The organism is Streptosporangium sp. NPDC051023, assembly GCF_040689595.1.
Lineage (GTDB): Bacteria > Actinomycetota > Actinomycetes > Streptosporangiales > Streptosporangiaceae > Streptosporangium.
In genome coordinates, this window is the sequence record NZ_JBFBCE010000027.1 from 13,954 (window position 1) to 37,196 (window position 23,243).

15 protein-coding genes are annotated in these 23,243 nt (G+C 67.4%); 4 read left to right on the top strand and 11 right to left on the bottom strand.

The window, feature by feature from the left end; all coding sequences use genetic code 11:
* The 3 genes from AB0395_RS19305 to AB0395_RS19315 form a co-directional block, all read right to left on the bottom strand.
* On the bottom strand, positions 1–2,446 hold a 2,446-nt coding region (locus AB0395_RS19305; protein WP_366282286.1), incomplete at its 3' end, for a tetratricopeptide repeat protein.
* An 816-nt stretch (positions 2,447–3,262) separates the two neighbouring features.
* A complete protein-coding gene (locus AB0395_RS19310; protein WP_366282287.1) occupies positions 3,263–3,925 on the bottom strand; it encodes a methyltransferase domain-containing protein in 663 nt (220 codons plus the stop codon).
* Positions 3,926–4,003: 78 nt separating this feature from the next.
* Positions 4,004–4,468 (bottom strand): hypothetical protein, encoded by a 465-nt coding sequence (locus AB0395_RS19315; protein WP_366282288.1) that lies wholly within the window; start codon positions 4,466–4,468, stop codon positions 4,004–4,006.
* A gap of 344 nt (positions 4,469–4,812) precedes the next feature.
* Between AB0395_RS19315 and AB0395_RS19320 the strand changes: the two genes are divergently transcribed.
* Entirely contained in the window at positions 4,813–8,010 is a 3,198-nt protein-coding gene (locus AB0395_RS19320; protein ID WP_366282290.1) for a S8 family serine peptidase, read from the top strand.
* 149 nt (positions 8,011–8,159) lie between these two features.
* On the opposite strand, the gene AB0395_RS19325 is transcribed toward AB0395_RS19320, so the two are convergent.
* From AB0395_RS19325 to AB0395_RS19335, 3 genes are all read right to left on the bottom strand, one after another.
* Positions 8,160–8,624: a GNAT family N-acetyltransferase gene (locus AB0395_RS19325; protein WP_366282291.1), complete on the bottom strand. Its 465-nt coding sequence runs from the start codon at positions 8,622–8,624 to the stop codon at positions 8,160–8,162.
* A gap of 167 nt (positions 8,625–8,791) precedes the next feature.
* On the bottom strand, positions 8,792–9,955 hold the full coding sequence (locus AB0395_RS19330; protein ID WP_366282292.1) for a PQQ-binding-like beta-propeller repeat protein: 1,164 nt from the start codon (positions 9,953–9,955) through the stop codon (positions 8,792–8,794).
* A gap of 370 nt (positions 9,956–10,325) precedes the next feature.
* On the bottom strand, positions 10,326–10,601 hold the full coding sequence (locus AB0395_RS19335) for a hypothetical protein (RefSeq protein ID WP_366282294.1): 276 nt from the start codon (positions 10,599–10,601) through the stop codon (positions 10,326–10,328).
* Between the two features lie 448 nt (positions 10,602–11,049).
* On the opposite strand from AB0395_RS19335, the gene AB0395_RS19340 reads away from it, so the two are divergent.
* On the top strand, positions 11,050–11,448 hold the full coding sequence (locus AB0395_RS19340) for a RidA family protein (RefSeq protein ID WP_366282296.1): 399 nt from the start codon (positions 11,050–11,052) through the stop codon (positions 11,446–11,448).
* Positions 11,449–11,507: 59 nt separating this feature from the next.
* Here the strand turns inward: AB0395_RS19340 and AB0395_RS19345 are convergent, their stop codons facing one another.
* The gene (locus AB0395_RS19345; RefSeq protein ID WP_366282298.1) at positions 11,508–17,213 is read right to left on the bottom strand and encodes a TIR domain-containing protein; all 5,706 of its coding nucleotides are present in this window, start codon (positions 17,211–17,213) and stop codon (positions 11,508–11,510) included.
* 75 nt (positions 17,214–17,288) lie between these two features.
* Here AB0395_RS19345 and AB0395_RS19350 point away from each other — a divergent pair, with 75 nt between their 5' ends.
* The gene (locus AB0395_RS19350) at positions 17,289–18,485 is read left to right on the top strand and encodes an SLC13 family permease (protein ID WP_366282432.1); all 1,197 of its coding nucleotides are present in this window, start codon (positions 17,289–17,291) and stop codon (positions 18,483–18,485) included.
* A gap of 42 nt (positions 18,486–18,527) precedes the next feature.
* Positions 18,528–19,187 (top strand): DUF1045 domain-containing protein, encoded by a 660-nt coding sequence (locus AB0395_RS19355; RefSeq protein WP_366282299.1) that lies wholly within the window; start codon positions 18,528–18,530, stop codon positions 19,185–19,187.
* On the opposite strand, the gene AB0395_RS19360 is transcribed toward AB0395_RS19355, so the two are convergent.
* From AB0395_RS19360 to AB0395_RS19375, 4 genes are all read right to left on the bottom strand, one after another.
* Positions 19,161–19,949, bottom strand: a complete 789-nt coding sequence (locus tag AB0395_RS19360) for an inositol monophosphatase family protein (protein WP_366282300.1) — start codon at positions 19,947–19,949, stop codon at positions 19,161–19,163. The genes AB0395_RS19355 and AB0395_RS19360 overlap by 27 nt on opposite strands.
* Positions 19,950–19,960: 11 nt before the next feature.
* Positions 19,961–20,611, bottom strand: a complete 651-nt coding sequence (locus tag AB0395_RS19365) for a hypothetical protein (RefSeq protein WP_366282302.1) — start codon at positions 20,609–20,611, stop codon at positions 19,961–19,963.
* Between the two features lie 40 nt (positions 20,612–20,651).
* Positions 20,652–21,692: a hypothetical protein gene (locus tag AB0395_RS19370; protein ID WP_366282303.1), complete on the bottom strand. Its 1,041-nt coding sequence runs from the start codon at positions 21,690–21,692 to the stop codon at positions 20,652–20,654.
* 773 nt (positions 21,693–22,465) lie between these two features.
* Positions 22,466–23,077, bottom strand: coding sequence for a hypothetical protein (locus tag AB0395_RS19375; protein WP_366282305.1), 612 nt, complete (start codon positions 23,075–23,077; stop codon positions 22,466–22,468).
* Positions 23,078–23,243: the final 166 nt, after the last annotated feature.

A 23,243-nucleotide genomic window follows, 5' to 3' on the forward strand; every position in this document is an offset into this window, starting at 1 on the left:
GGTCGGTGAGGGTCTGTTCGTACAGTGGGATGGCCCGCTCTAGATCTCCTGCTGATTCGTAGGCGCTGGCGAGGTTGTTGCGGCTGGTCAGGGTGTGGGGGTGGTCGGGGCCCAGGACCCGCGTCTGGTCGGTGAGGGTCTGTTCGTACAGTGGGATGGCCCGCTCTAGATCTCCTGCTGATTCGTAGGCGCTGGCGAGGTTGTTGCGGCTGGTCAGGGTGTCGGGGTGGTCGGCGCTCAGGACCCGCGTCTGGTCGGTGAGGGTTTGCTCGTATAGCGGGATGGCCCGCTCTAGATCTCCTGCTGATTCGTAGGCGCCCGCGAGGTTGTTGCGGCCGGTCAGGGTGTCGGGGTGGTCGGGGCCCAGGACCCGCGTCCGGTCGGTGAGGGTCTGTTCGTACAGTGGGATGGCCCGCCCCGGATCCCCCGCCGCTCGGTAGGCGCCCGCGAGGTTGTTGCGGCTGGCCAGGGTGTCGGGGTGGTCGGGGCCCAGGACCCGCGTCCGGTCGGTGAGGGTCTGTTCGTACAGTGGGATGGCCCGCCCCGGATCCCCTGCCGATTCGTAGGCGTAGGCGAGGTTGTTGCGGCCGGTCAGGGTGTGGGGGTGGTCGGTGCCCAGGATTCGGATGAAGTCGGTGAGGGTCCGTTCGTACAGTGGGATGGCCAGCCCTAGATCCCCTGCCGATTCGTAGGCGCCCGTGAGGTTGTTGCGGCTGGCCAGGGTGTCAGGGTGGTCGGTGCCCAGGATTCGGATGGCGTCGGTGAGGGTCTGTTCGTACAGCGGGATGGCCCGCCCCAGATCCCCTGCGGCTTCCAAGTACTGTCCCGCCTGGTTCTGCAAACCTAAAACCGCCGTGATCAGTGATGACGACCCGAGGGATTCCACGGAACAGACATGCAGGTGCAAGGTCGAGGCCTGGTCGATGAGCGCCTCACGGTCCAGCCGATCCCACACCACCCGATGGATCGGCGGCCCGCACGCCTCAACCCAGGCCACTGCCGCGCTGACCACGTTCTCCAGTCGGCGTTGCTTGTGAGCTGTGTCGCGTGTGACGCGCTGGATGAAGCGGTGCATGCTCACCGTCGCCCCATCCTGGCTCAGCACCAGCAGCGACGCATCGGTCAGTGTCCTGATCGCCGCATCCACCCGCACCGTCCCGTCCTCGGTGATATCCCCTAGCAGATCCCGATCAGCGGCAGCCCGATGCAGCCAGGCACGCGGCACCCCCGCGGGGGAAAGCACCGCCATCACCTCCAGCAGGCCCCGCTCAACCCCGGTAGCGTGACCGGAGGCGAACTCAGCCAATGCCAGCAGCACCGCCTGTGCCGCACCGACGGGGTATTCGTCACCGGGAACCTTCGGAAACGCCTCCTGCAAAGATGTCGCCCGTAACCGCTCGACGTAGGTGTCATAGCCCAGCGACTGCCGGTTGATGACATACGCCGCCGCAGCCAGTGCCAGCGGCAGATGATCCACCTCCTGCGCGAGCGCTCGCGCCTGTGCCTCGGCGTCGGCCCTCCACGGCCGATCGGCGCGTTCGCGCAGGAACGCCAGTGCTTCAGCGTCGGTGAAGACATCCACCCGCACCGCGGTTCCGAGCAGCTCCACGCTGCGGTAGTTACTGGAGATCACCACCTGTACCGTTCCCAGCGGCGGTAGCCAGGGCGCGACCAGATCGGCGTCGCTCAGGTTGTCCAGCACGATCAGGCACCGCTCGCTCTGGCCGGTCAGCCACTTCTTCAACCGGCGCGCCCCGGCCGCGGCGTCCTCCCCGGGTACGGTGATGCCCAGATCGGCGGCGACCGCATCCAGCCCGGCCACCAGCTGATCACCCGTTTCGGCGTGCACCCACGCGACCAGCGGCCACCCCTGCCGCGCACAGTGCCGCGCATACGCTGCTGCGATCTGCGTTTTGCCCACCCCGCGCGCACCGGTCAACGCGCAGATCACCGCAGCCTGACCCGATTGCGCCGCCTGCCGCAACGCTTCCATCAACTCCGGACGCGGCTGAAACGCCTTCGGCTCCCGTGGAATGTCCGCCGATACCACCTGGCCCTCAGGCCGTACGGGCACGGGCGGAGGCGTCTGGTTCAGATACACGTCATGCCCGGCGACGTAGATATCGCGATCGGCGATCATTTGCTGGATTACCGACCCGGGCGGTGCGTGCTTTTCCGTCCACCCCTCCAGTTCCGTCGCGAACTGCGGGTCACGCCAGGCATACCAGGCCAGCGCCGCCGCCAACACCCTGATCCTGTTGTCGTCCTCGGGCTGCTCCTGCACCTGTTCCAGTACGTCCACCGATCTCGTATCCGCCCCGAATACCGCACGGATCCGCGCCCGAATGGTGCCCACCAGCGTCAGCGCCGCTTTTTCTCCCAGACCGGTCCCCGCGCCGGTCCCCGCGATTATCGCCACCGCCGCCGCGGTCGCCCCCACATCCATTAACGACGCTCCTTCGCGTTACCAGTCTCACAGGCTGGAGAACCATGTAGGCGTTGTCACTACTGGACAGGACCAGGCGCCACTCCGCAACCGGTTGGACACCTCAAAAGCGGTACCGATTCACCCCAGGTGTTGTCGAGCAGGCATCCGTCGATCTGATGGTCCCGGCGTTGAGTTGCAATCCCAGTTGCAGTTCATCGCCGTGCCGGCTCGTTCCAGAAAGACCATCGGGGCGTTGGCCCAGGTGGGACTTTCCTGAACGGCGGTGCCCCGAGCTGCTAATGCGGTTTGGGTGGGGGAGCTGATGCCGTACCACTCCCGTGCCGGTAATGTCGGGGAACAAAAGGGAATCGCGGATACTTGCGGATAGGGCATCATCGCCTCTGAACTGCGATGCAGCAGCTTCGGCGAACATCTCCAGATGCACCCGCAGCTCAGGAATGATCCCCGGAGGGATGGCGACCACCCGGCGACCACCCGGGACCGGCCCGCGACCGGCCCGCGATTTGGGGGAGTCGTCCAGCACCCTTCCGCCGCCGCACTCGCCCATCGACCGCCGCGGGGGGCCACACCGCCGAGGCCGAACGCGAAGGCCGGCTCGGCGAGGTCGAAGGGTTACGGATCAGCCTCGCTGGGGCAGAAGAGAAGATCGCCCAGCTCGATGCCCGCCAGGAGCGCAGGTCATCGAGGGTGTTTTTCGGAGTCCCCTCGTTCGACCACATCGGAGCTCGAACGGGCGGTAAGTCCTGATCATGAGTTGATGCCTGGAGCCTGACGGCTCCCCGCGCGGCAGGTTGGATGCGGTCATGTGTTCGGTCAGGCAGCCCCTGCCCAGGCTTTGCGGGCGAGCAGGTGAATCTCCTGGAACTGTCGCCGGTCGGTGGGCTGAGGCTCCCGAACCATCCGGGCCACCTCGGGCAACCCGGACTCGCGCAGCATCGCGGCGAGGTGATCAGGCCACCACCGATAGGCCGGCGCGACTGTGTGATCGAAGACCTGCGTCGGGTGAGACGGATCATCGCTTGCCGAAAAGCCGACCAGAAGGTGGCCGCCAGGTGCCAGCACGCGGTGGAACTCCGCCAGGATGACGGGGAGTTCCTGCGGCGGAGTGTGGATGATGGACCAACGTGAGAGTACGCCGCCCAGTACGCCGTCAGCGATGTTCACCGCGGCCATCGAGCCCACGTCGAACCGCAGGCCCGGATAGGCCTGTCGAGCCAACTCGATCATCGCAGGAGAGGCATCGACACCAAACGCCGCTAGCCCCAGCTCGTCCAGATAAGCGGTGATATGGCCAGGCCCGCACCCCAGGTCCGCGACCTGACCGTCCCCACTCGCACTGACGACCTCGGCGAAGACACCCAAGATCGCGCGGTCCAGGGGACTGTCACGCAGTGAATCACGGAACAGCTGCGCATAGGTGGAGGCAGCAGCGTCGTAAGCCTCGCGGGTGGCACTGAGGGCATCGTGTTCGACCATGCTCGCGACAGTAGTTCCTGGCCCCGGGGCGAGCCGAGAGAATCACGACCTTCCCTCCCGCCCACTCGCCGGGCGCAGTCAGACGGCGTCACCCAACTGTTCGGCCAGCCGCTTCAGGCCACCCTTGATGAGCTGCCCGTACCCGTCGTCGCCAAGTGCGCCGATCTTGGCTTGCGCCTGCTGGAGGTGCTCACGGGCGCGGCCGAGATCGCCCAGCTTGCGATAGCACTCGCTCACGTTGAGGTGCAACGACGGATACAAGCCGGCCGCTGAAAGCGTCACCCCAGCTTGGCCTACCCGCTCATCGGTGACCAGATCGGCGGCGGCAAGCGCTCGCAGATCCCACATCAGCTCTTGGTGCACATCGTCCTGCACGTCGGCCATCGAATGGGCAAGGACGCAAACATGCAGCGGGTCGCCTTGCTCGCCACCGATGTCGTCCCAGATCTGCGTGAACAAGTCGCGAGCGGCTTCACGCTGACCTTGGTGGTGATGCAACTCCACCCCCTGGCCGATCCGGGTCATCGTTGCGTCGGTGGTCATCAGCGGCTCCTTCACCCAGCTCGTTGGCCTGCCCCCGCGGCGCGGGCAGTCCTTGCGTGAACAACTCCGCGATCTCGAAGCGTAGCTGCTCACGTTGAGTATGTTCCGCGGCGGTCAGCCCGCCGCCCTCGGCGCACCTCCGGGATAACCGATCGCCACAGTCCATCACCGACCGCCCCGGGTAACGCCGGCCTTTCAAGCTCGGAAGCAGCCATCGGAAATGTTTCGAGCAGCCATCGGAAATGCTTCGAGCAAGTATCAGGAATGCCGCGAGTAGCCATCAGAAATCAGGGCTTTACCGAAGTCATTGCTCTTACTTCATTGCGCGAAGTACGGTCTTCCCCATGCCAAGAAGATCATTTGCGGCCTTACCCATGGCCGCCCTGCTGGCGTGCGCCCTCGGCACCGCCCCGCTTCAGGCGCAACCCGCCCTCGCTGAACCCTCCGGCACGGGCAGAACGAACGGCCCCTCGGGTGCGAGCGGAACGAACGGCGTGACCCTGATCACCGGCGACCGGGTCACCATCGCCGGCAGGGGATACCACATCGAACCCGGCCCGGGCAGGAACGTGGGCTTCACCCGACAGGTGCTCGGAGGTCACCTGTACGTGATTCCGTCCGACGCCCGCCCCCTGATCGCCGACGGCACCCTGGACCGGCGACTGTTCGACATCACCCAGCTGCTGGAGTGGAGGTACGGCGACGCCGACCGCACCGACATCCCGCTGATCACCCAGACCACCGGCGAGCAAGCTCCCGCCGCCCCGCAGGGCGCTCTGCAGACCCGGCCTCTGGCCGACCTGGGCATGACCGCCCTGCGAGTACCCAAGGCGAACACCGCCCAGGCCTGGAAGGACCTGACCGGCGGACCCCACGCCCTGTCCGCGGGCAGGACCAAACTCTGGCTGGACGGCCGCCGCTCCTTCACCCTAGACCGGAGCGTCAAGCAGATCGGCGCCCCCCAGGCCTGGCAGCAGGGCCTGACCGGCAAAGGTGTCACCGTCGCCATACTCGACACCGGCTACGATCCCACCCACCCCGATCTGAAGGGCGTGGTGACCCAGGAACGCAACTTCAGCGACGAACCCGACATTCGCGACACGTTCGGCCACGGCACCCACATCGCCTCGATCATCGCCGGCGCCGGGCAGAAGTACCGGGGCGTGGCACCGGACGCCAAACTCGCCATCGGCAAGCTCGGCGGCAGGGACGGCGGCACCGACTCCGCCATCCTGGCGGGCATGGAGTGGGCAGCCGTCGAGGTCAAGGCCAAGATCGTCAACATGAGCTTCGGGTCGACCGACACCCCGGAGCTCGACCCGCTGGAGCAGGCGGTGAACACGCTGTCGGAGCGGACCGGCACACTGTTCGTCGTGGCCGCGGGCAACCGCGGGAACGGCAAGCCCACAATGGCCAGCCCCGGCAGCGCGGACGCGGCGCTGACCGTCGGCGCGGTCGACCACCAGGACAAGGTGGCCGGCTTCTCCAGCGCGGGGCCGCGCCAGGGTGACCACGCCATCAAACCGGACGTCACCGCGCCGGGCGTGGACATCACGGCCGCGGCGGCCGCGGGCACCGCCGACGGCCCCTACGTCACCAGGTCCGGCACCTCCATGGCCGCCCCGCACGTGGTCGGGGCCGCGGCGATCCTGGCCCAGCGCCACCCCGAATGGACCGGACAACAGCTCAAGGCCGCCCTCATCGGCAGCGCCGCCCCCGCGGCGGGCGCCACGGCCTACCAGCAGGGCGCAGGCCGCATCGACCTGGTGCGCGCCCTGGCCCAGCAGGTCACCGCGGAGCCCGGCAACGTGTGGGCCGCCTTCCCCTGGAAGACCGAGCGGGTGAACACCAAGACCATCACCTACACCAACTCCGGTGACTCACCGGTCACCCTCGACCTGACCGCAGAGGGCGAGGTGCTCAAACTGTCGACCCAGCGTCTGGAGGTGCCCGCGGGCGGAAAAGCCTCGGTCACCCTCACCCTCGACGCTACCGGCAAAGCACCGGGCGACTATCCCGGGACCATCACCGCCACGTCAGGCCAGACCGTGGTACGTGCGCTGGCCGGGGCCTACGTCGAGCCGGAGTCCTACGACGTGACCGTCACCCTCCTGGGCAGGGACGGCGAACCCTCCGACGGCTCCGCGCAGCTGTACGACCCGAAGACCGGCGACCTGCGCCTGCTCTCCTTCGAGAACGGCACGGCCACGCTCCGGGTGCCCGAGGGAGAGTGGGGTCTGCACACATCCATCTCCCAGCAAGGGAGCGGGATCACGATCGCGCACACCACGCTGAAGGTCGACGGCGCCGACCAGCGGATCACGGTGGACGCCCGCCAGGGCAAACAGGCCCGCCATGCGATCGACGACCCCGCTGCGGTGCTCCGCCCCGGAGTGGATTTCGGGATTGCCGAGGGCGCCTGGAACCAGATGGAGTGGGATCCCACGTTGAACGCCAACGAGGGAGTCTTCCTCGTTCCTGTCCGCAAGGCGGGGCTGGAGTACATAATGCGAACCGTCTGGGACGGTGCGAAGAGCTCGCAGACCCCGTATCTCTACGACCTCGCCGACCACCGCAGCGGCGGAATCCCGGACAGCCCCACCTACACGGCAAAGCGGCACGACCTCGCGAAGGTCACGACGGCTTACCCGGCCTCCGGCGTGACGGCCACCGGCGTCTCATACTCCGGCCCCCGTTTCCACGGCCTGGACTTCTCGCAGCGCCAGGGAGAGGTGAACCTGCCGGGCACGTTCACCTACTACCGCACCCCCGGGCTGGTATGGGACAGCGCGCTCCGGGTCGGCACATCATGGCTGCAGGACAATGGCAGAAACGCCAGGCGTGGGCACACCCACGAGACGTGGAACGCCGCGGTGAGCGGCCCCTCCTTCACCGTCCCCGGCGGTGAACGCACCGGCGACCACCTGACCTTCCCCGCGGGCAACCTTTTCGCCGACGGCGTCACCGGCAGGATCGGCGCCGACGACGCCGCCACCGGCACCGCAACCCTCACCCGCGACAGGCAGACCCTCGCCAAGACCGATCTGACCGGCTGCGCGACCGAGCAGGTCTGCGAGCTCGACGCCGACCTGCCCGCCGAGAACGCCGCCTACACCCTCACCACCTCGATGCGCAGGCAGGTGCCGCACTCGACCCTGTCCACCGCCGTCGAGACCGTCTGGACCTTCCAGTCGGCCAGGACCGACAAGGCCCAGCCTCTGCCGCTGAGCGCGGTGCGTTATATCCCCGCCGGACTCGACGAGTTCAACCGTGCCAAGCCCGGCTCGCTGACCCAGCTGCCGATCCGCATCGAGCGCAACCCCGGAGCCGCCCAGACGGCAACGGCGCTGACCAAACTGGAAATCTCCACCGACGACGGCGCCACCTGGCAGCGCGTCCCCGCCGTCAGGACCACCACCGGCTGGACCGCCACGGTACGCAACCCCGGCACGCCGGGATTCGTCTCCCTGCGCGCGACCGTGACCGGCGCCTCGGGCACCGGCCTCACCCAGACCATCACCCGCGCCTACGCCGTCGGGTAAACGGAACCGGTCCCGGCCTCGCGCGATGCGAGGCCGGGATCTGATCCCGCACCGCCGTACCGGCATCCCCTTCATCTGGCGAGCTACCTCGCCTCCTCCATCACCGGCGCGGACGTCGCCGTTCACGGCAGAAGCGAGTTCCCGGCCCGCTAGTCCTCGTCGAGCACGAGCATCACGTGCTCGTGCTCGTGCTCGCCGTGCTGGACCTTTCCGGCAGGCCGGAAGCCGCATTTCTCCAACAGCCGCACCGAGGCCGTGTTTTCGGTGAACGGGTCGGCGTAGAGCGGGCGGGCCTTTTCCCGCTGGAGAAAGAGCGTCATTGCCTTGGTGCCGATGCCCCGCCCCCAGTACGGGCGGCCGAACACATATCCGATGAAGCGCCTGTCCCGCTCCCACCAGGCCACGATGTTGCCGGCCGGTTGACCGTCGACGGTGACCGTCTGCACCAGGACGGTGGGGTCCCCGAGGACCTTCGTGGCCCAGTGAGTCATGAAGGTTTCCCGCTCCCGAGGAGCGAACTTCGATCGCCGAACCGTTTCCGGGTCGTGCTCGTGCTCCAGGAACAGCTCCAGGTCGGTCTCTTCCACGTCCCTCAGTCGCACATCGTCGCTCATGTCGAGTGAGTTTTACACCGGCCACCGACATTTTCCGGCGGGCGTCTTCCGGCATCGGCTCCGGCGGTTCGAGAAGCACGAGGCCCGCCTTGCGACCTCGCGCGAGGCGATGCGGACCCGGGGGAGGGGCCACAGGCCAAGGTCTCCTCGCGGAGGCGGTGAGGTGTTCATCGCCGTGGTGGCGTCACGGCTTGGCCCATCGGGCGCGGGCCCGTGGCGGGCGGGGTGCGCGGCGTGCCGAATCCCGTTTTCGCCTCCATGGCGTACACCGTGCCGTCCTCGCTGGTGACGTACACGACGCCGCCGGACACCGTCAGGGGCGTCCTGACCCGGTCGTTTGTCGGACGGCTCCAGCGTTCGGCGCCGGTCGCGGCGTCCAGGGCGTACACCTTGTTGTCGCTGCTGCCGATGTAGACGACGCCGTCGGCCACCGCCGGGCTGGAATTGGTCGGGCCGCCGGTTTTGTGGGTCCAGCGTTCGGCGCCGGTCACGGCGTCCAGGGCGTACACCTTGCCGTCGTTGCCGCCGATGTACACGACGCCGTCGGCCACCGCCGGGCTGCAGTTGGTCACGTCGCCGATTCCGTGGGTCCAGCGTGCCAGGCCCGTCGTCGCGTCCAGGGCGTACACCTTGCGGTCGTAGCTGCCGACATAGACGACGCCGTCGACCACCGCAGGACTGGAGCCGATCCAGTCGCCGGTTTCGTGGGTCCAGCGTATGGCGCCGGTCGCGGCGTCCAGGGCGTACACGTTGCCGTCCGTGCTGCTGGCGTACACGATGCCGTCGACCACCGCTGGCTTGGACACGATCATCTGCTCCATCCTGTGGGCCCAGAGCTCGTCGCCGGTCGCCGCGTCCAGCGCGTGCAGCTGGCGGTCGTCCTCGCCGCCGCCGATGTACACGACGCCGTTGGCCACCGTGGGACTGGAGAAGATCAGGTCGCGGAGCTTGTGGGTCCAGCGTTCGTCGCCGGTCGCGGCGTCCATGGCGTACACCCTGCCGCCGTTGCCGCCGACGTAGACGACGCCGTCGGCGACCGCGGGACTGGAGAAGAACATGAAGTCCATCTCCCGGCTCCAGCGTTCGTCGCCGGTCGCGGCGTCCATCGCGTACACCGTGCCGTGACCGTCGCTGACGTAGACGACGCCGTCGGCGACTGCGGGAGCGGTCCTGAGGATGCCGTCGGTTCTGAAGGTCCACAGACCGGCGGCGGTGTTGCGTGGCTTGGGTGAGCCGGAAGAGGGGCCGGCCAGGTAGACGAGCACCAGAGCGGAACCGATCGCCAGTCCGGTGGCCGCCCATCGCGACCCTTTCCAGTGAGGCCAGCGCACACCTTTCATTCTGATGTCGCCGATTTCGAATGCAAGGAGCCGTGATCGGATCGCAACGGAAGGGGAACGCGACATTTTTGGGAGACGCTGAATGCTATGTGACACGCGATGAACTCAGGCCGGGATATGTTTTCCGAAGTGTTCAGCGGTGAATTGCCTTTCGAGGCATGACCATATGTCGTTGACCGCGCAACCAGGATATGGCGGGGTGACGCAGGGCGGTCGCCGGAGGAGCGGGGCGTGTGGTCGCGGGTTCGGAGAGGAGTAGCGGAAAAGTGGAGGAGTGGCGGAGCGGAGGCGCCCGGCCGGCGCTGCGGAAGCCGCCAAGGCTTGACCGCAGCCCGAGCCGGATGCCCGTCCGCTCGCTGGCTCAGTAGGTGAAGGTGAAGTAGTAGCCGGCGGGCGCTGTGCTGCTGTACTGGCAGGAGGTGATGGAGTAGTAGGGAACGTGCGTGAGAACGTAGTTCCGCCTCGTCTGGCACTCCTCCAGGGTGGCGAAGGGGCCCGGCCGCTCCACGCGCAGGCGGGCCTGAGCGGTGGTGGAGCTGGCCTGAGCGGTGGCGGAAACGGGCGCGGCGCCGGCCAGGGCGCCGATGGTCAGCGCCGCCGCGAGCGCCGTTATGGCGGGCAGTCTGCGGATGTTCACTGTGGGGGCTCCTCACGAAATCCGTTGGGATGGGGAGAGCACCTCAAGATGACCATGAATCGCCGAGCGCGAGGAGCTCGCATTTCCTCATATTTCGGCTGCATGGTCTGCGTTCCAGGCTGTGGACGGGGTTGCTTTGTGCTGTGCCGACGGCATGGGGGCGGACGTCCTGTGTCCCACCTGCGGCGAGGCGGAGACGGGCTCGGGCGGTGGCGGCGATGATGGCACGGGACCCTTCGGTCTGATCACGGATGTTTTTTGCGTGGCGCGCGGTGTTCTTTGGCGACGGGCGCACACGTTGGGAGAACGTAGAACGCGGCGGTCCGAACGCGGCTCCGGCCGTACTCCTGGGTGGTTGTGCCGTCAGGCTTCGCACCGGAAAACCCGGATGACACACCAGGCCGGGCACAGCGATCATCGCTGCATCGACTCACCGAGGAGGAACGCGATGGTTCACCGGATGATCACCGAGGGTCTGTTTCCGCCGCCGGACTACGCGCATGCGGTCGTGGTCGAAGCGGGTCGGCGCCTGGCGTTCATGGCCGGCGCCGTCCCCCTGGACGGGAACGGTGACCTCGTCGGGGCCGATGACCCCGTGGCTCAAACCCGGCAGGTCCTCGCCAACCTGCGGACCGCGTTGGAAGCGGTCGGCAGCGATCTGAGCCAGGTGCTGTCCAGCACCGTGTACGTCGTCGCGGACACCCCCGAAGATCTTGGCCGGGTCTGGGACGTCGTGCGCCGTTCCGAGCTGGCCGTGGGCCCGCACGCCTCAACCCTGTTGGGTGTCTCCTGTCTGGGATACACGGGCCAGCTTGTCGAGATCACCGTCGTCGCCGCGGTTCCCTGACGTGCTGTCCCGCCCATCCGGCAGAAGGCCGTCGCGCGGTTGCCCGGGAGCGGCGGTGATCAGAATTCCGCCTGGGTGACAAGGCGGCGGATGACATCGGTCAGATACGGATCGAGTTCACCCGGATCGAATCGGCACATGGCGATCGCGAACCAGAACTCGCCGTGCACGTTGCCGTCCTGTTTGTAGCGGCCGTCGGGGGCGAAGGCGGCCCAGCCGCCGGGCAGGCCAAGGAGGGTGACCTTGCGGGTCGGCTCGGCGGTGGACAGATCCCACAGGATGATCGTGCCGTCGTCGCCGGCCGAGGCCAGCAGGGGTTCGGTCGGGCTGAACGCGACCGAGAAGACGCGGCGGGAATGACCCGGCAGCGTGTGCAGATGACGGCCGGTGGCGACATCCCAGAGGCGGACCACCAGGTCGTCACCCGCGGTCGCCAGGGTCGCGCCGTCGGCGCTGAAGTCGCCCGTCCACAGGCGTCCCACATGCCGGTCAAGCACCTGCAGCTCACGGCCGGTGGTGTGATCCCAGATCCGGGCCAGGCCGTCGTTGCTGATGCTCGCCAGCGCGGTCCCGGCCGGATTGAAGGCGACCTTGTAGACGCGGTCGGTGTGGCCGGCCATCGTGCGCAGGCATTCGCCGGTGCCGGCGTCCCAGACCCGGATCAGGCGATCGTCGCATCCGGTCGCCACCAGCCGACCGTCCGGGCTGAAGTCAATGGAGCGCACCCGGCCACGATGCTCGGCCAGGTTGGTGGCGAGCGTGTTGCTGGTCCGGTACCAGAGCCGGACCGAGTCGTCGTCATTGGCAGTGGCCAGCACCTCGCCGTTCGGGCTGAACGCCTGAGCCCACACGTAGTCGGTGTCGATGTCGAGCTCGCGTTCGAAGTCCCACCCGGCCGTCTGCCGCAGATGCACCCCGCCGTCGTTGGTAGCCGTGGCGATGCGTTCGCCATCCGGGCTGAACACGGCCGAAGTGAGCTGGTCGCCCACGCCGGTGAGCTCCTTGAGCAGGCGCCCCGTTGGCGGCTCCCAGATCCGGACGATCCCATCGTTGCCGCTGCTGGCCAGCATCGTGCCATCTGGGCTGAAGTTGACGGAGCTGACCCGCCGACCATGCCCGCGCAGGGTGCGTGTCATCTGACCGGTGCCGAGATCCCACAACCGAATCGAGTCGTCGTTGCTGGTCGTCGCGAGCTGTGTGCCGTCGGGATGGATCGCGAACGGCCAGATCGAGCCCCGGTGCCCGGACAGGCCCTGTCTCGGCTGCCCCAGCTCACCCTGCCACACCCGTAGCGACCCGTTGCTGTCCACGCTGATCAGATTCTTTCCGTCAGGCGTGTACGACACTTGGTAAACGGCACCGGCGTGTCCGGCCAGCTGGCGCGGCACCAGCGGAGCCCGTAGATTCCAGACCCGGATCGTGCCCATCGTGTCGCCGGTGGCGAGATGAGTGCCCTCGGGATGGAAGTCGATGGCGTACACCCGGCCGGGATGGCCCTCCAGCTCGTGGAGGACGCGACCGGTCCCGGTCTCGAACAGGCGGATCAGCCCGAAATGGTCACCAGCGGCCAGTAGCGTCCCGTCCGGGCTGAGCGCCAGTCGGTACACCGGCCCGGTGCCTTCCGACAACACCGCACGCAGGCTGCCCGTGGTCAAGTCCCAGACCCGAACATTGGCCGAGGCGTCGCCCGTGATCAGACTGGTCCCGTCCGGGCCGAAAACCGCCGTATAGATCGGCGAGGTGTGGCCGGGCAGCTCGCAGCGCAACGTGCCGGAGGCGGCTTCCCACACCCGTAGCGTGCCGTCGGCGGAACCCGCGGCCAGCAGCGTGCCGCCCTCGTTGAACAGCAGCGGCCAGACTCCCTTGGGGTGCACCGGCAGGACGTGCGCGCACTCCCCGGTCGCGGTGTCCCAGATCCGGACGTCCCCGTCGGCCGAGCCGGTGGCCAGCAGGTCCTGGGCGCCGAAGGTCAGCGCATAGGTCCGGCCTCGGTGGCCCTGCAGGGTGCGTATCGGCCGGCCAGAGGGAGCCTCGAACACCAGCACCCCGCCGTCGTCGCTGCCCACCGCGAAGATCTGCCCGTCCATGTTGTACGCGATCGGGTTGGGCAGCCTGGTGGTCAAGGGGTCGAACCCGTACGGGACGCCGACCGTGGCGGGGGCGAGCTGCGCCTCGATGGAGCGCCCCGGCACCACGGCCGCGTCGCGCAGTTCGGAGGAGCGCAGCAGCCGGTCGGCCGCGGTCACATTGATCAGCGTGGCGCGTGTCCACCGGCTGCCGGAGATGACCGCGTCACGGAGGTCGGTTCTGGCCAGCCGAGCCCTGGTGAGATCGGCTCCGCGCAGGTCGGCGCCGGTCAGCCTGGCTTCGTCCAGCCAGGCGCCGGCCAACTTGGTGCCCCGCAGGATCGCGCGGGACAGGTTGGTGCCCACCAGCCGGGCGTCGGTCAGATCAGCGTCGGTGAGGTCGACCTCCTGGAGATCGCGATGCGAGAGGTCCTCTCCGCGTAACAGCGCGCCGCGCAGGCTCGTCTGGGCGGGCGTGCGCAGCCGAGTAATGATCTTGAGGGCGTTCTTGCGCGAGGTGTTCCCGGCCTCAGGGTCGGCGAGAACCCGGTCGGCCCAGCGCTGGCAGTCCTGGGCCTCGGCGATGTCACACAGGAAGTCCACCGTCAGCTGCGACAGCACACGCCGGGTCAGGGCAGTGGGATTCGTCCGGTCTTCGCGGAACTCGTCGGCGATGTAGTGGGCGACGAGCCACTCGGCCACCGATCCGTGAATGAAGCCGAACAGGCCGTCCTCGGTCCGCACCAGCAGGCTGGCGGTGCCCACGGTGTGGGCGGCCTGTTCACCGGACATCCGCCCGTCGGCCAGCCCAGACAGCGTGTCGGCCACCTCGGACAGCTCGGCCAGGCGCAGGTACGGCTCGTTGGTCTCCCACAGGCGCATGGCCAGGGTTCGCACCGCATGCCAGAGATCGGCTTCTTCCAGCCCGGCCTGCGCGCCACGCTGGTTGCCCAGTCGAAGCTGCTCGTGCCGCAACCAGGTGCTGAGAATCTCCTGGTAGAGCGTGGCGGCGCTGACCGTCCGGCGGGCGTGCGCGACCGCGCGAAGCCGGTCATCGGCCAGCTCGGCGATGAAGCTGAGCATCCGGGGGTTGCGGGCCAGCCCACTCAGATCCTGGATACTGCGCAGCAGCTGGAGTCGTTCTTCGGCGAGTCTCCGGTCGCCGTACGCGTTGACCAGGTAGGCCAGGATCTGCTCGGAGGAGAAACCTTCGATGCTGAACACCCGCCGCTGCGGCAGGATCCCCACCATCTCCCCGAGTTTGGTGAAGACCTGAGCGTCCGACTTGAAGTGCTGGGTCCGGCTCGCCACGACGATCTTCGCCTGGTCCTGGGCCGCCTGGAGTAGCGTTTCGAGATGGTCGGCCGCCCGGTCGTACGTCACCCGGGTGACCAGTTCGTCGAACCCATCGAAGAACAGCACGATCCGGCCCTGCCGGAGCATGTACTGAACCGCTTTGAGGTCGATCTGCTCCTGGCCTTGGTTGGCCAGGTGCGCGGCGATCAAGATCTCCACCGAGTGCGCCTTGTCCAGCGTGCGCAGGTCGATCAGGATCGGGATCAGGTGCGGCGTCTCGATGGCCATCCGCCGCACCACCTGGCGCAGAACGAACGTCTTCCCCCGGCCGAAGTCACCCAGCACCAGCACGAATTTGCCCTGGTCGCCGGTGAGCTGGGAGATCAGCTCACCGGCCAGATCATGACGGACCTCGCCGCCGGCCCGGTCCAGCTCCCGGAAATCCTGGGTGACGTAGAGGCTGGCGGGGTAGGTCGGGTCCTCGTTCAGCTGCTTGGTCTGGGCTGCCACGTACTCCGACAGGTCGACCAGGCCCTGGAACTCGATCAGGCTGCGCAGCCGGACCCCACGCCGGGCCGACTCCTCGCGCAGGCTGCGAGGGGGCGTCGCGCCGAGGTAGACCAGCTCGGCGGACTGCTCCATGTGACCCGCGTGCACATGCCTGACGAAGTCGTCGACGTCATCGGCGGTCGGCTCGCCGACCACCGCACCCACCCAGAACTCCCGGACGAACCCGCCGTCGCGGTAGCTCACCCTGAGGTGCGGCGGGTTGGTGTCGACGGTCCTGATCACGGTGCGGTCGAACCGCGTCTCGCACGCTTCGGCGATCCGGTCGAGGAGTCGGCCACGCGGCCCTTGCACCTGCGCGGTCAGCTGGTGGTCAGGCTCGGGACCGCCCACGGCGATCGGCTCTATCGCGGTCCCGGACATCGGGAAGATGCCGCCGACCGACACCCAGCGCCGTTCGATCCGGTCGGCGGGCGCGGCGCTCCGGTGCACGATCAGGGCGTCTGCGGTGAATTCCAGCACCTGTTGCCGGCCGGGCTCAAGCCGGGGCAGGCAGAGCGCGCCTTGGCCCAGCGTCGTCGGGTTTTCGTCCCGGCCGCTGCCCTGCAGGATCGTGTGGAGTTTGCCGCTGAGCAGGCCCTCCACGCTGGCCCGGTCGGTGAGCGAGTCGGTCTGCCCCGGCGTCAGGCTGTGGTGCAGCACGCCGAGCCGGAGCCAGCCCTCCCGCTCGAAGGCACGGATCCGCTCGGCGAACCACGCGGTCTGCGACTCGCCCACCAGGCCGAACCGGTGCTCCGTCCGGTGGCTGATCGCCATCGTGGAGTTGAGCCCGGCCACCACGACCTTGAGCTCCGGCACCGCGAACAGCGTCCAGGGCTGTGCGCTGTCGAACATGATCGAGTCCACGCCCTGGTAGAACTCCCGGAACAGCGAGGAGAAGTGTCGCCACTTCGGCCAGTAGGGCGATTCGGGCCGCTCGTCGTCGGCCTTGCAGTCGTTGAAATAGGCCTCACAGGCGGCGAGGTTGACGTCCCTGGCGCCTGGCACCAGTATCACCCGCTGCGGTTCCAGCCCGGCGAGTGCGCGCAGCCCCGTGAGAAAGGTCAGCGCGGTGGCCATCTGTTTGCGGCTGCCCGCCGCCGTGAGATCGCCGGAGACCACCATCAGCTCAGGCCGGGGCACGCCCTCGTTGGTCAGCCGGATCAACTCGGCGAAGATCCGGGCCTGGAGCTCGTCGGGGCTGAGCGGCGGATCCTGCCCCATCGTCCGGCCGAACCTCGGGCCGCCTACATGCAGCACGCTCAGGCTGCCCCGCCGGGCGGGTGGCTCGAAGTTGGCTGGATACCCCGGGGGCACCACGGGGACGCGGCGGGCGCGGCGCTGCCCGGTCATCAAGGTGGGCCGTGGCGAGCTGAGCAGCGGCAGCGGGTGGGTCACCATCGCTGCGGAAGGGAAGGCGGGGCGCTGCTCGGGCTTGGCCCGCCCGGCCAGCGCCTCCCGGATGCGGGTGAGAACCAGCCCGCGAGCGTGGTCCGGAGCGGTCACCCCGACCAGGTCGACCCAGGTGATATTGGAGAGCAGCCCATCGATCCGGCAGTCCTCGATACGCACGGTGATGAGTTTGTTTTCTGGATTATCCGGATTGGCGCGGAGTGCCGCCTGCCATTCGAGTTTTCCGAATCGCGAGCCCAAATAGTTCTTGGTGAGGAGGGCCAGCACGACCGCGGCCTCTTTGACGCCGCGATCCATGAAGTCGACGAAATTCGTGCCGGGCACGAAGTCCCAGGCCTGCAGCATCGTGCGGTATCCTGCTGCTTCAAGTTCCCAGGCCAGCCACGACGCCCAGCGTTCGTCAGCGGGAGAGTAGCTGATGAAAATGTCGATCGGCCGCTCCATGACGTTAGTATCACCCACCCTCGCCGGATTGATGCCATGATACTTTCAACTGTGGACGACCAAGGGTCACCGTCCGTGCCCTTGTGGAAGCGGGCCGTACTAGCGCCAAGCGTACTCGATTGGATTCGTATCGCGCTGCTGGTCGCCGGAGTTGGTTGTGTGCTGACGGGTTTGCTGCCGGTTGCGGAGGCCCGGGCGAGTATCGAGCGAATAGCTCCCCTGATGTTGTTTCTGGCCAGCGTTATTGTGCTGGCCGAATTGACCAAACAGGCTCAGGTGTTCGACGTCATCGCGGCGCGGCTGGCGCTGTTTGGCCGGGGCGCCTATCCCGCGCTCTTCCTGTTGTGTGTCGCGTTCGCCTCGGCTACGACGATCTTCCTTAACCTGGACACCACGGCGGTCCTGCTCACTCCCGTCATGCTGGCTCTCGCGCCGAAGGCGAAGATCGCTCCGCTGCCGCTGGCGATGACCACCGTCTGGCTGGCCAACACAGCCAGTCTCCTGCTCCCGGTGAGCAACCTGACGAACCTGCTGGCGCTGAACAAGGTGGGCCTTTCCGCGCCGGAGTTCGCGGTTCGCATGTGGCTACCGCAAACGGTCTCGATCGCGATCACCATGGCGTTGCTCTGGATGTTCTACTGGCGCCGGGGGGCGCGGGGTGCTGACCGTTACGAACCCGCGGAACCGGAGCCGATCAAGGACAGAGTGCTGTTCTGGGGCACCGCGGTGGCCTGCGTGCTGTTCATCGCGGCCATCCTGGCGGGCCTGCAGATCGAGATCGCGGCGATCGTCGCGGCTGCCCTGGCCATCACCTCCTACCTGATCCGCGACCGGGGATCGCTGCGCCCCTCGCTGATCCCGTGGCAGCTGCTCGTCTTCGTCACCGGGCTGTTTCTCGTGGTGCCGACGTTGATGCGGCATGGCCTGAACGATTTGATGACCTCGCTCATCGGCGCAGAAGAGGGGTTCGACGGATTGATCCGCACGGCCACGGCGGGTGCGGGCCTGTCCAATGTGGTCAACAATCTGCCCGCCTATGTGGCGGGTGAGCAAGTGATTCCCCTGACCAATCACGACCAATCACTGGCCCTCTTGACCGGCACCAATGTCGGATCGGTGATCACGCCGTGGGCCTCGCTCGCCACCCTGCTCTGGTTCGAATGGTGCCGCCGCCGGGGCGTCCGGGTGCCGCTAATCAAATTCATGCTGACCGGTGCGCTTCTCGCGGCATGTTTGCTGCCTGCGGTGGTCGGCGTGCTGTTGCTGAGCTGAATCCGCCCCGGAAAGCAGCCGTTACCTGTCTACACTGAGGCCATGAAAGATCTTCCGATATACGACGCGGTGCTCCTGCCCGGCGCGGACGTCAACGAGCGTTCGGTGCGGCTGAGCGAATGGTGTGCCAAATTAGCCCTGACCGAATTCGTCCTGCGGGCCGACAAGCTGTATCCACATATCTCGCTGTACATGGCGAATTTCGCGTCGGCGCAGCTTGGGGCAGTGCTGGAAGCGCTGGAGCAGGTCAGTGAGCGGACCTCGGAGATCGCGCTCGAAGCCGACCATTTCGCCGGAAACGATCAAGGTATGTTCGAGCTGTTCTATCGCAAGACCGAAGCGGTCGCCCGGCTCCAGGAGGACGTCATCGCCAGGCTCGACCCGCTGCGCGTCGGGCTGCGCGAGCGTGACCCGCTCGGTCGTGTGCTGGCCGACCACCGCCTCGTCGCGCCCCCCGTCGCCCGCGCCAACCTCGACCGGCATGGCTACGACGAGATCGGCGAGCTGTTCCGGCCGCACATCACCATGACCCGGTTCCAGCAGCGCGACCAGCAGGTCCCGGCCGATCTACTCCCCCCGGCGGAGTCGTTCGGCGAGGTCTACCGCACCCTCGCCCTGTGCGTGATGGGTGAGCACGGCACCTGCACCGAGGTCGTTGAAACCTTTGAGTTGGTCTCACCGCTCCGGGACCGGCAGTCCTGACCGGATGCGGGCGAATTGCTGGGAACGGCAGGCGATGAAGTTTCGTTCCGACTCGGGGAGATCCACACGCAGATCGAACGGTTTCCCGTCGAACCGGTAGAGCGTCACCCCCGCCTCCGCCGCGATCAACGCCCCCGCAGGGAAATCGACGAGTTCGGCCCGGTAGCCGACCAGGCCGTCGATCTGCCCTCGGGCCAGCATGATCCACGCGACTAGCGGCGCCCACAACTGCAACAGCCGACTGGTTCGCGACTCCAGTGTGGTCCGCAACGCGGATGCGATCGGATCACCCCCGCCCACGGCGTGTCCCTGAGTCCAGGCCAACAGCAACGGCCGCTCGATCGGCTCCACCTCTGACAGACCAGGGCCGCGCGCGCCACCGCCGCGTACGGCCGACCAGGTGTTGCCGCTCAGGGGGTCGTGCACCACCCCGACCACGGGCCGCGTGTCCACGCAGAACGCGATGCCCACCGCGTACACCGGCAATCCGATCGCGATGTTGTTGGTGCCGTCCAGCGGGTCGACGAACCAGACCCGGTCGCCGTCCGCACCCGCGACCCCCGACTCCTCGGCGACGATCTGATCGTTCGGATACGCGGCGCGGACCCGGCTCACGATCAATTCCTCCGATCGAAGGTCCAGGTCCGTGCTCAGATCTCCGCCCGCTCCCTTGGCCCAGATCCACGTGGGCTCTCGCCGCAGGAGCGTGCCCGCCGCCTCCGCAGCGGCAACCGCCACCGCCAGTTCCTCCGAGACATCCACGCCAGACCTCCTCAGTAGGTGTACTGGGCGGCCAGCCCGGCGGTCGCCACCGTGGCAGCCCTGGCTGACTCCGCGTCGCCGCACAGATGACGGCGCTGGGTGTGACTGCGGACCTCGGGCGGCCCCAGGGACAGATCCGACCGCGACCTGATCATCCGCCCGAGCGCGACCGTTGCGGCCTCACCCGAACCTTCGATCACAGTGCTGTGGAAAGCCCCAACGGGCAGGGAGTAGGTTTCCCCCGCGCCATAACGATCCAGTCGTTCCGGCCGGTAGCCGACGATTCGGTCGGTGGCCCGGATCGCGTCATGGTCGCCGAGACTGGTCACCTCGAAGATCCGGTGCATCGTTCCGTCCTCGATCCGGCCCAGCACGTTGGAGACCTGTCCATACAGGACGAAGCTCAGCAAATCCCAGCTGTGGCAATGGATCTGGGATGTGCTGCTGCCGGAGGTGGTCAGCTGGGGCGACCACAAGTGCAGGCAGACCCCCAGCTCGCCGCTGCGTTCCACGGGCAGGCAGAAGAATCCGAGCGGATGCCGTACCGCCGTGATGCGCAGGGTGCCGTCCGCGACCGCCCGCAGCACGGAACCGGCCCATGCCGGTATCGTCGAGACGGCTGTCCCCCGGTCGATCTCGTTCTGTAGATCCGAGTAGCGCATGTCGCTCCTCAGCTGGATGCCCCTTGCCGCATTCATTTCCTCACCGGTACGGGTCTGCGGGCTGGAGCGCGCGGCGGGTCACATCGACCACCTCGGTGTCTTCGAGGGAATCGAGGGGAAGACCCAGCACCTGGAAGAGGTCACGGACTTCGTCGACGGATGGTTCGCCGCTGAGCGGCACTGTCAGCGCGCGTTCGATCGAAATCTTCCTGGACTGACCGTAACTGCTGTTCAGCTCGGTTTCGCACCAGGAGTAGTAGAGCTTGCCGTGGTAGGCCATCATGGCTGACGCGGTGGGGTCCTCACGGGTGACGATCACCCGTGAGGCGGCCATATCCCAGCGACAGGTCGTTATCGTCGACGACAGGCCGACTCTGATGGTGAGAAAATCATTGTGCTTGCGATACCAGCTGGCGGCCAGAATCGTCGCGTAGGACTCGTTGCGGGTGCGATCCGCGGACCAGGGGTCAGCACGGCCGGTGACGAGGGACTGGCGAAACCGCGCGTACACCGCACAGGCCGTGGGGTTCTCCGGGTCGATGATCTCCAGCTGCATCTGGAGCTGGCGTCTGGCGATCCTGCAGTTCTCCACACATTCCGGCAGGGTGAACGCGCGGATGAAGGTGCCGGTGCCGCCTTTGAAGATCCACGTGTTGGTGTTCTGGGTCGCTGCCACCAGTTCGGTCCGCACCTGGGAACCCGCGAGAAGTGAGACGACCGACAGCTGGTCGATCGCCTGCCTGCTCTGGCCGAGTAACTCGGTGACCTCGTCGAACCGCGAGGGCAGCTGCTTGAGCGTGCCCCCGGAGTCGGCCAGCAACCGGCGGAGTTCGACCTCGACCGCACCGGTGCGCAGCCGATTGCGGATCAGCGTTGCGGACACCAGGGCAAGGACGACGAGAGTGGCTTTGGCCACGATCGACTGCATCGTGGAGCTGGACACGTTGGGGATCAGATCGACCACGGCCGCGCCCACGGCTACCAGAAGTGCGATCCCCGCTTCGGGCTCGTTGCGCAGCCAGGACAGACGTTGTTTCCAGCTCAATTCGCTGGAATCGTCTCCGTTGTTCGCGATCGACATGAAACCCATCCCTGTGGCACGTGTAGGGAGCGGATTCTGGCTTTCCCCTGCATGCATTGTCCATGTTGCGGTTGAATTCCGCCACCTATTTGCTGAGGCGAGCATGGATAATTCGATCTCGGATGTTATCGGTGGGTCAGCTGGGTTTGGTGAACGCCACGATTGTTGACGCCATAAAATGCGTTTAAGGCGTGTTTTTTCGGGAGTCAACTCGGCTGTCGACTCAGGGGAGCCCGTCGGCCCGCGCTAACGGGCAGATGGCGGGGCACGGTAGGGCGTGCGCCATCTAATCGGGGTGCCTGGTCACAGGTTCGGCGCGTGGGGATTTCCCATGTGTTAAGGGCCCCGGCTCCCCTCGCCGGAGTCGGGGCCGGTCTGTTAGTCGGCCGTGAGTTGCTCGGCCTCCGCGTGTAGTGCCTCGACGAGAAGCAGCTCCAGACGGAGGTCCGCGTCTACGAGGTCGTCGAGTGTTGCCACGTCTCCTCCTGCAAGAGAGGACGTCTCGCCGGCCACTCGGGTTACCCGTCATAACAGAACGGCATGAAAGCGGAAAGCGCTGCTTTCTCCGGCAGCGGTTTTGGTGAACGCCGGGTTGATGGACGCCGCGTCGCCGAGTGCCGCGAATTCAACGAATGCCCGGAGGCGTCTCCCGCGCTCCGTCGGGGCGTACGGCGTCGCTCAGGCCGGGGCGTACGTCGACGGATTGCCCGCCCCGCCGGGCCGTCACAACCTCCGGCCCCGCCGGGAGGCGGTGGTCCGAATGGGCGAGGGCTTTAGTGGCTCTGCCATATGTCGCATATCTCGTTGGACAGGACACTCTGCCAGGATTCGGGGCCCGTGCCGGTGTTTGTCGAGTTCCCGGCGGTCATCCGCATGGAGGGGTAGGCGACCTCCGGGGCGCCGTTCCGTTCCAGCCGGACCGGGATGGGCCAGTTTCCCCTCGGTACGGCTCCGCAGTCGGTGACTCGGTACTTCAGGTCGAAGCTCGTGGCCCGTTCCGGCCCGAGAGAGTGGGGGGCGGGCCTCCTCGTGGACAGCAGCCTCAGACCGGGCCCGCTCCTGCCGATCCCGAAGACCGTCACCGGCTCGTCGTTCAGGTTCCGCACGGTCACCCGCACCGTGAACCGCCCGTGGGCCTCGCGTCCTTCCTGCACGGCCTCACTCGAACTGCTGGCGGCCTCCAGCCCGAAGCGGGAGGGCGGGGCGGAGGCGGAGCGTGCTCTCAGGGCGCCCGGCCGTACCCGCCAGGAGCCCAGATGCGCTTTCGAGCCGCCGGAGCGGGCCCTGGGCCCGTGGGCCGCCGGGGTGGACACGTGGGACGCGGCGAGCAGCCCGCACGCCACCATGAACGCCAGGGCGGCCCCGAGACCTGGATTGCCAGCCATACCGGGGGTCATTCACCGGATCGGCCACAAAGCAATCTCATGACGTGATCATGCCGACGCCAATCTTCCCGTGGCGCGATCACGCAGGTCCCAAGGTTTCGGCGAGAAGAGATCGGCGGGGGCGGCGCCCGTGTTCCGGGGCCGTGTCGTAACTCCGGGATGACCG

What these genes read in the sequence shown, in the direction of transcription:
- AB0395_RS19310 (WP_366282287.1), bottom strand. Translation starts at nt 3,925, where the DNA reads ATGGTCGAACACGATGCCCTCAGTGCCACCCGCGAGGCTTACGACGCT.
- AB0395_RS19315 (WP_366282288.1), bottom strand. Translation starts at nt 4,468, where the DNA reads ATGACCACCGACGCAACGATGACCCGGATCGGCCAGGGGGTGGAGTTG.
- AB0395_RS19320 (WP_366282290.1), top strand. Translation starts at nt 4,813, where the DNA reads ATGCCAAGAAGATCATTTGCGGCCTTACCCATGGCCGCCCTGCTGGCG.
- AB0395_RS19325 (WP_366282291.1), bottom strand. Translation starts at nt 8,624, where the DNA reads ATGAGCGACGATGTGCGACTGAGGGACGTGGAAGAGACCGACCTGGAG.
- AB0395_RS19340 (WP_366282296.1), top strand. Translation starts at nt 11,050, where the DNA reads ATGGTTCACCGGATGATCACCGAGGGTCTGTTTCCGCCGCCGGACTAC.
- AB0395_RS19345 (WP_366282298.1), bottom strand. Translation starts at nt 17,213, where the DNA reads ATGGAGCGGCCGATCGACATTTTCATCAGCTACTCTCCCGCTGACGAA.
- AB0395_RS19355 (WP_366282299.1), top strand. Translation starts at nt 18,528, where the DNA reads ATGAAAGATCTTCCGATATACGACGCGGTGCTCCTGCCCGGCGCGGAC.
- AB0395_RS19365 (WP_366282302.1), bottom strand. Translation starts at nt 20,611, where the DNA reads ATGCGCTACTCGGATCTACAGAACGAGATCGACCGGGGGACAGCCGTC.
- AB0395_RS19370 (WP_366282303.1), bottom strand. Translation starts at nt 21,692, where the DNA reads ATGTCGATCGCGAACAACGGAGACGATTCCAGCGAATTGAGCTGGAAA.
- AB0395_RS19375 (WP_366282305.1), bottom strand. Translation starts at nt 23,077, where the DNA reads ATGGCTGGCAATCCAGGTCTCGGGGCCGCCCTGGCGTTCATGGTGGCG.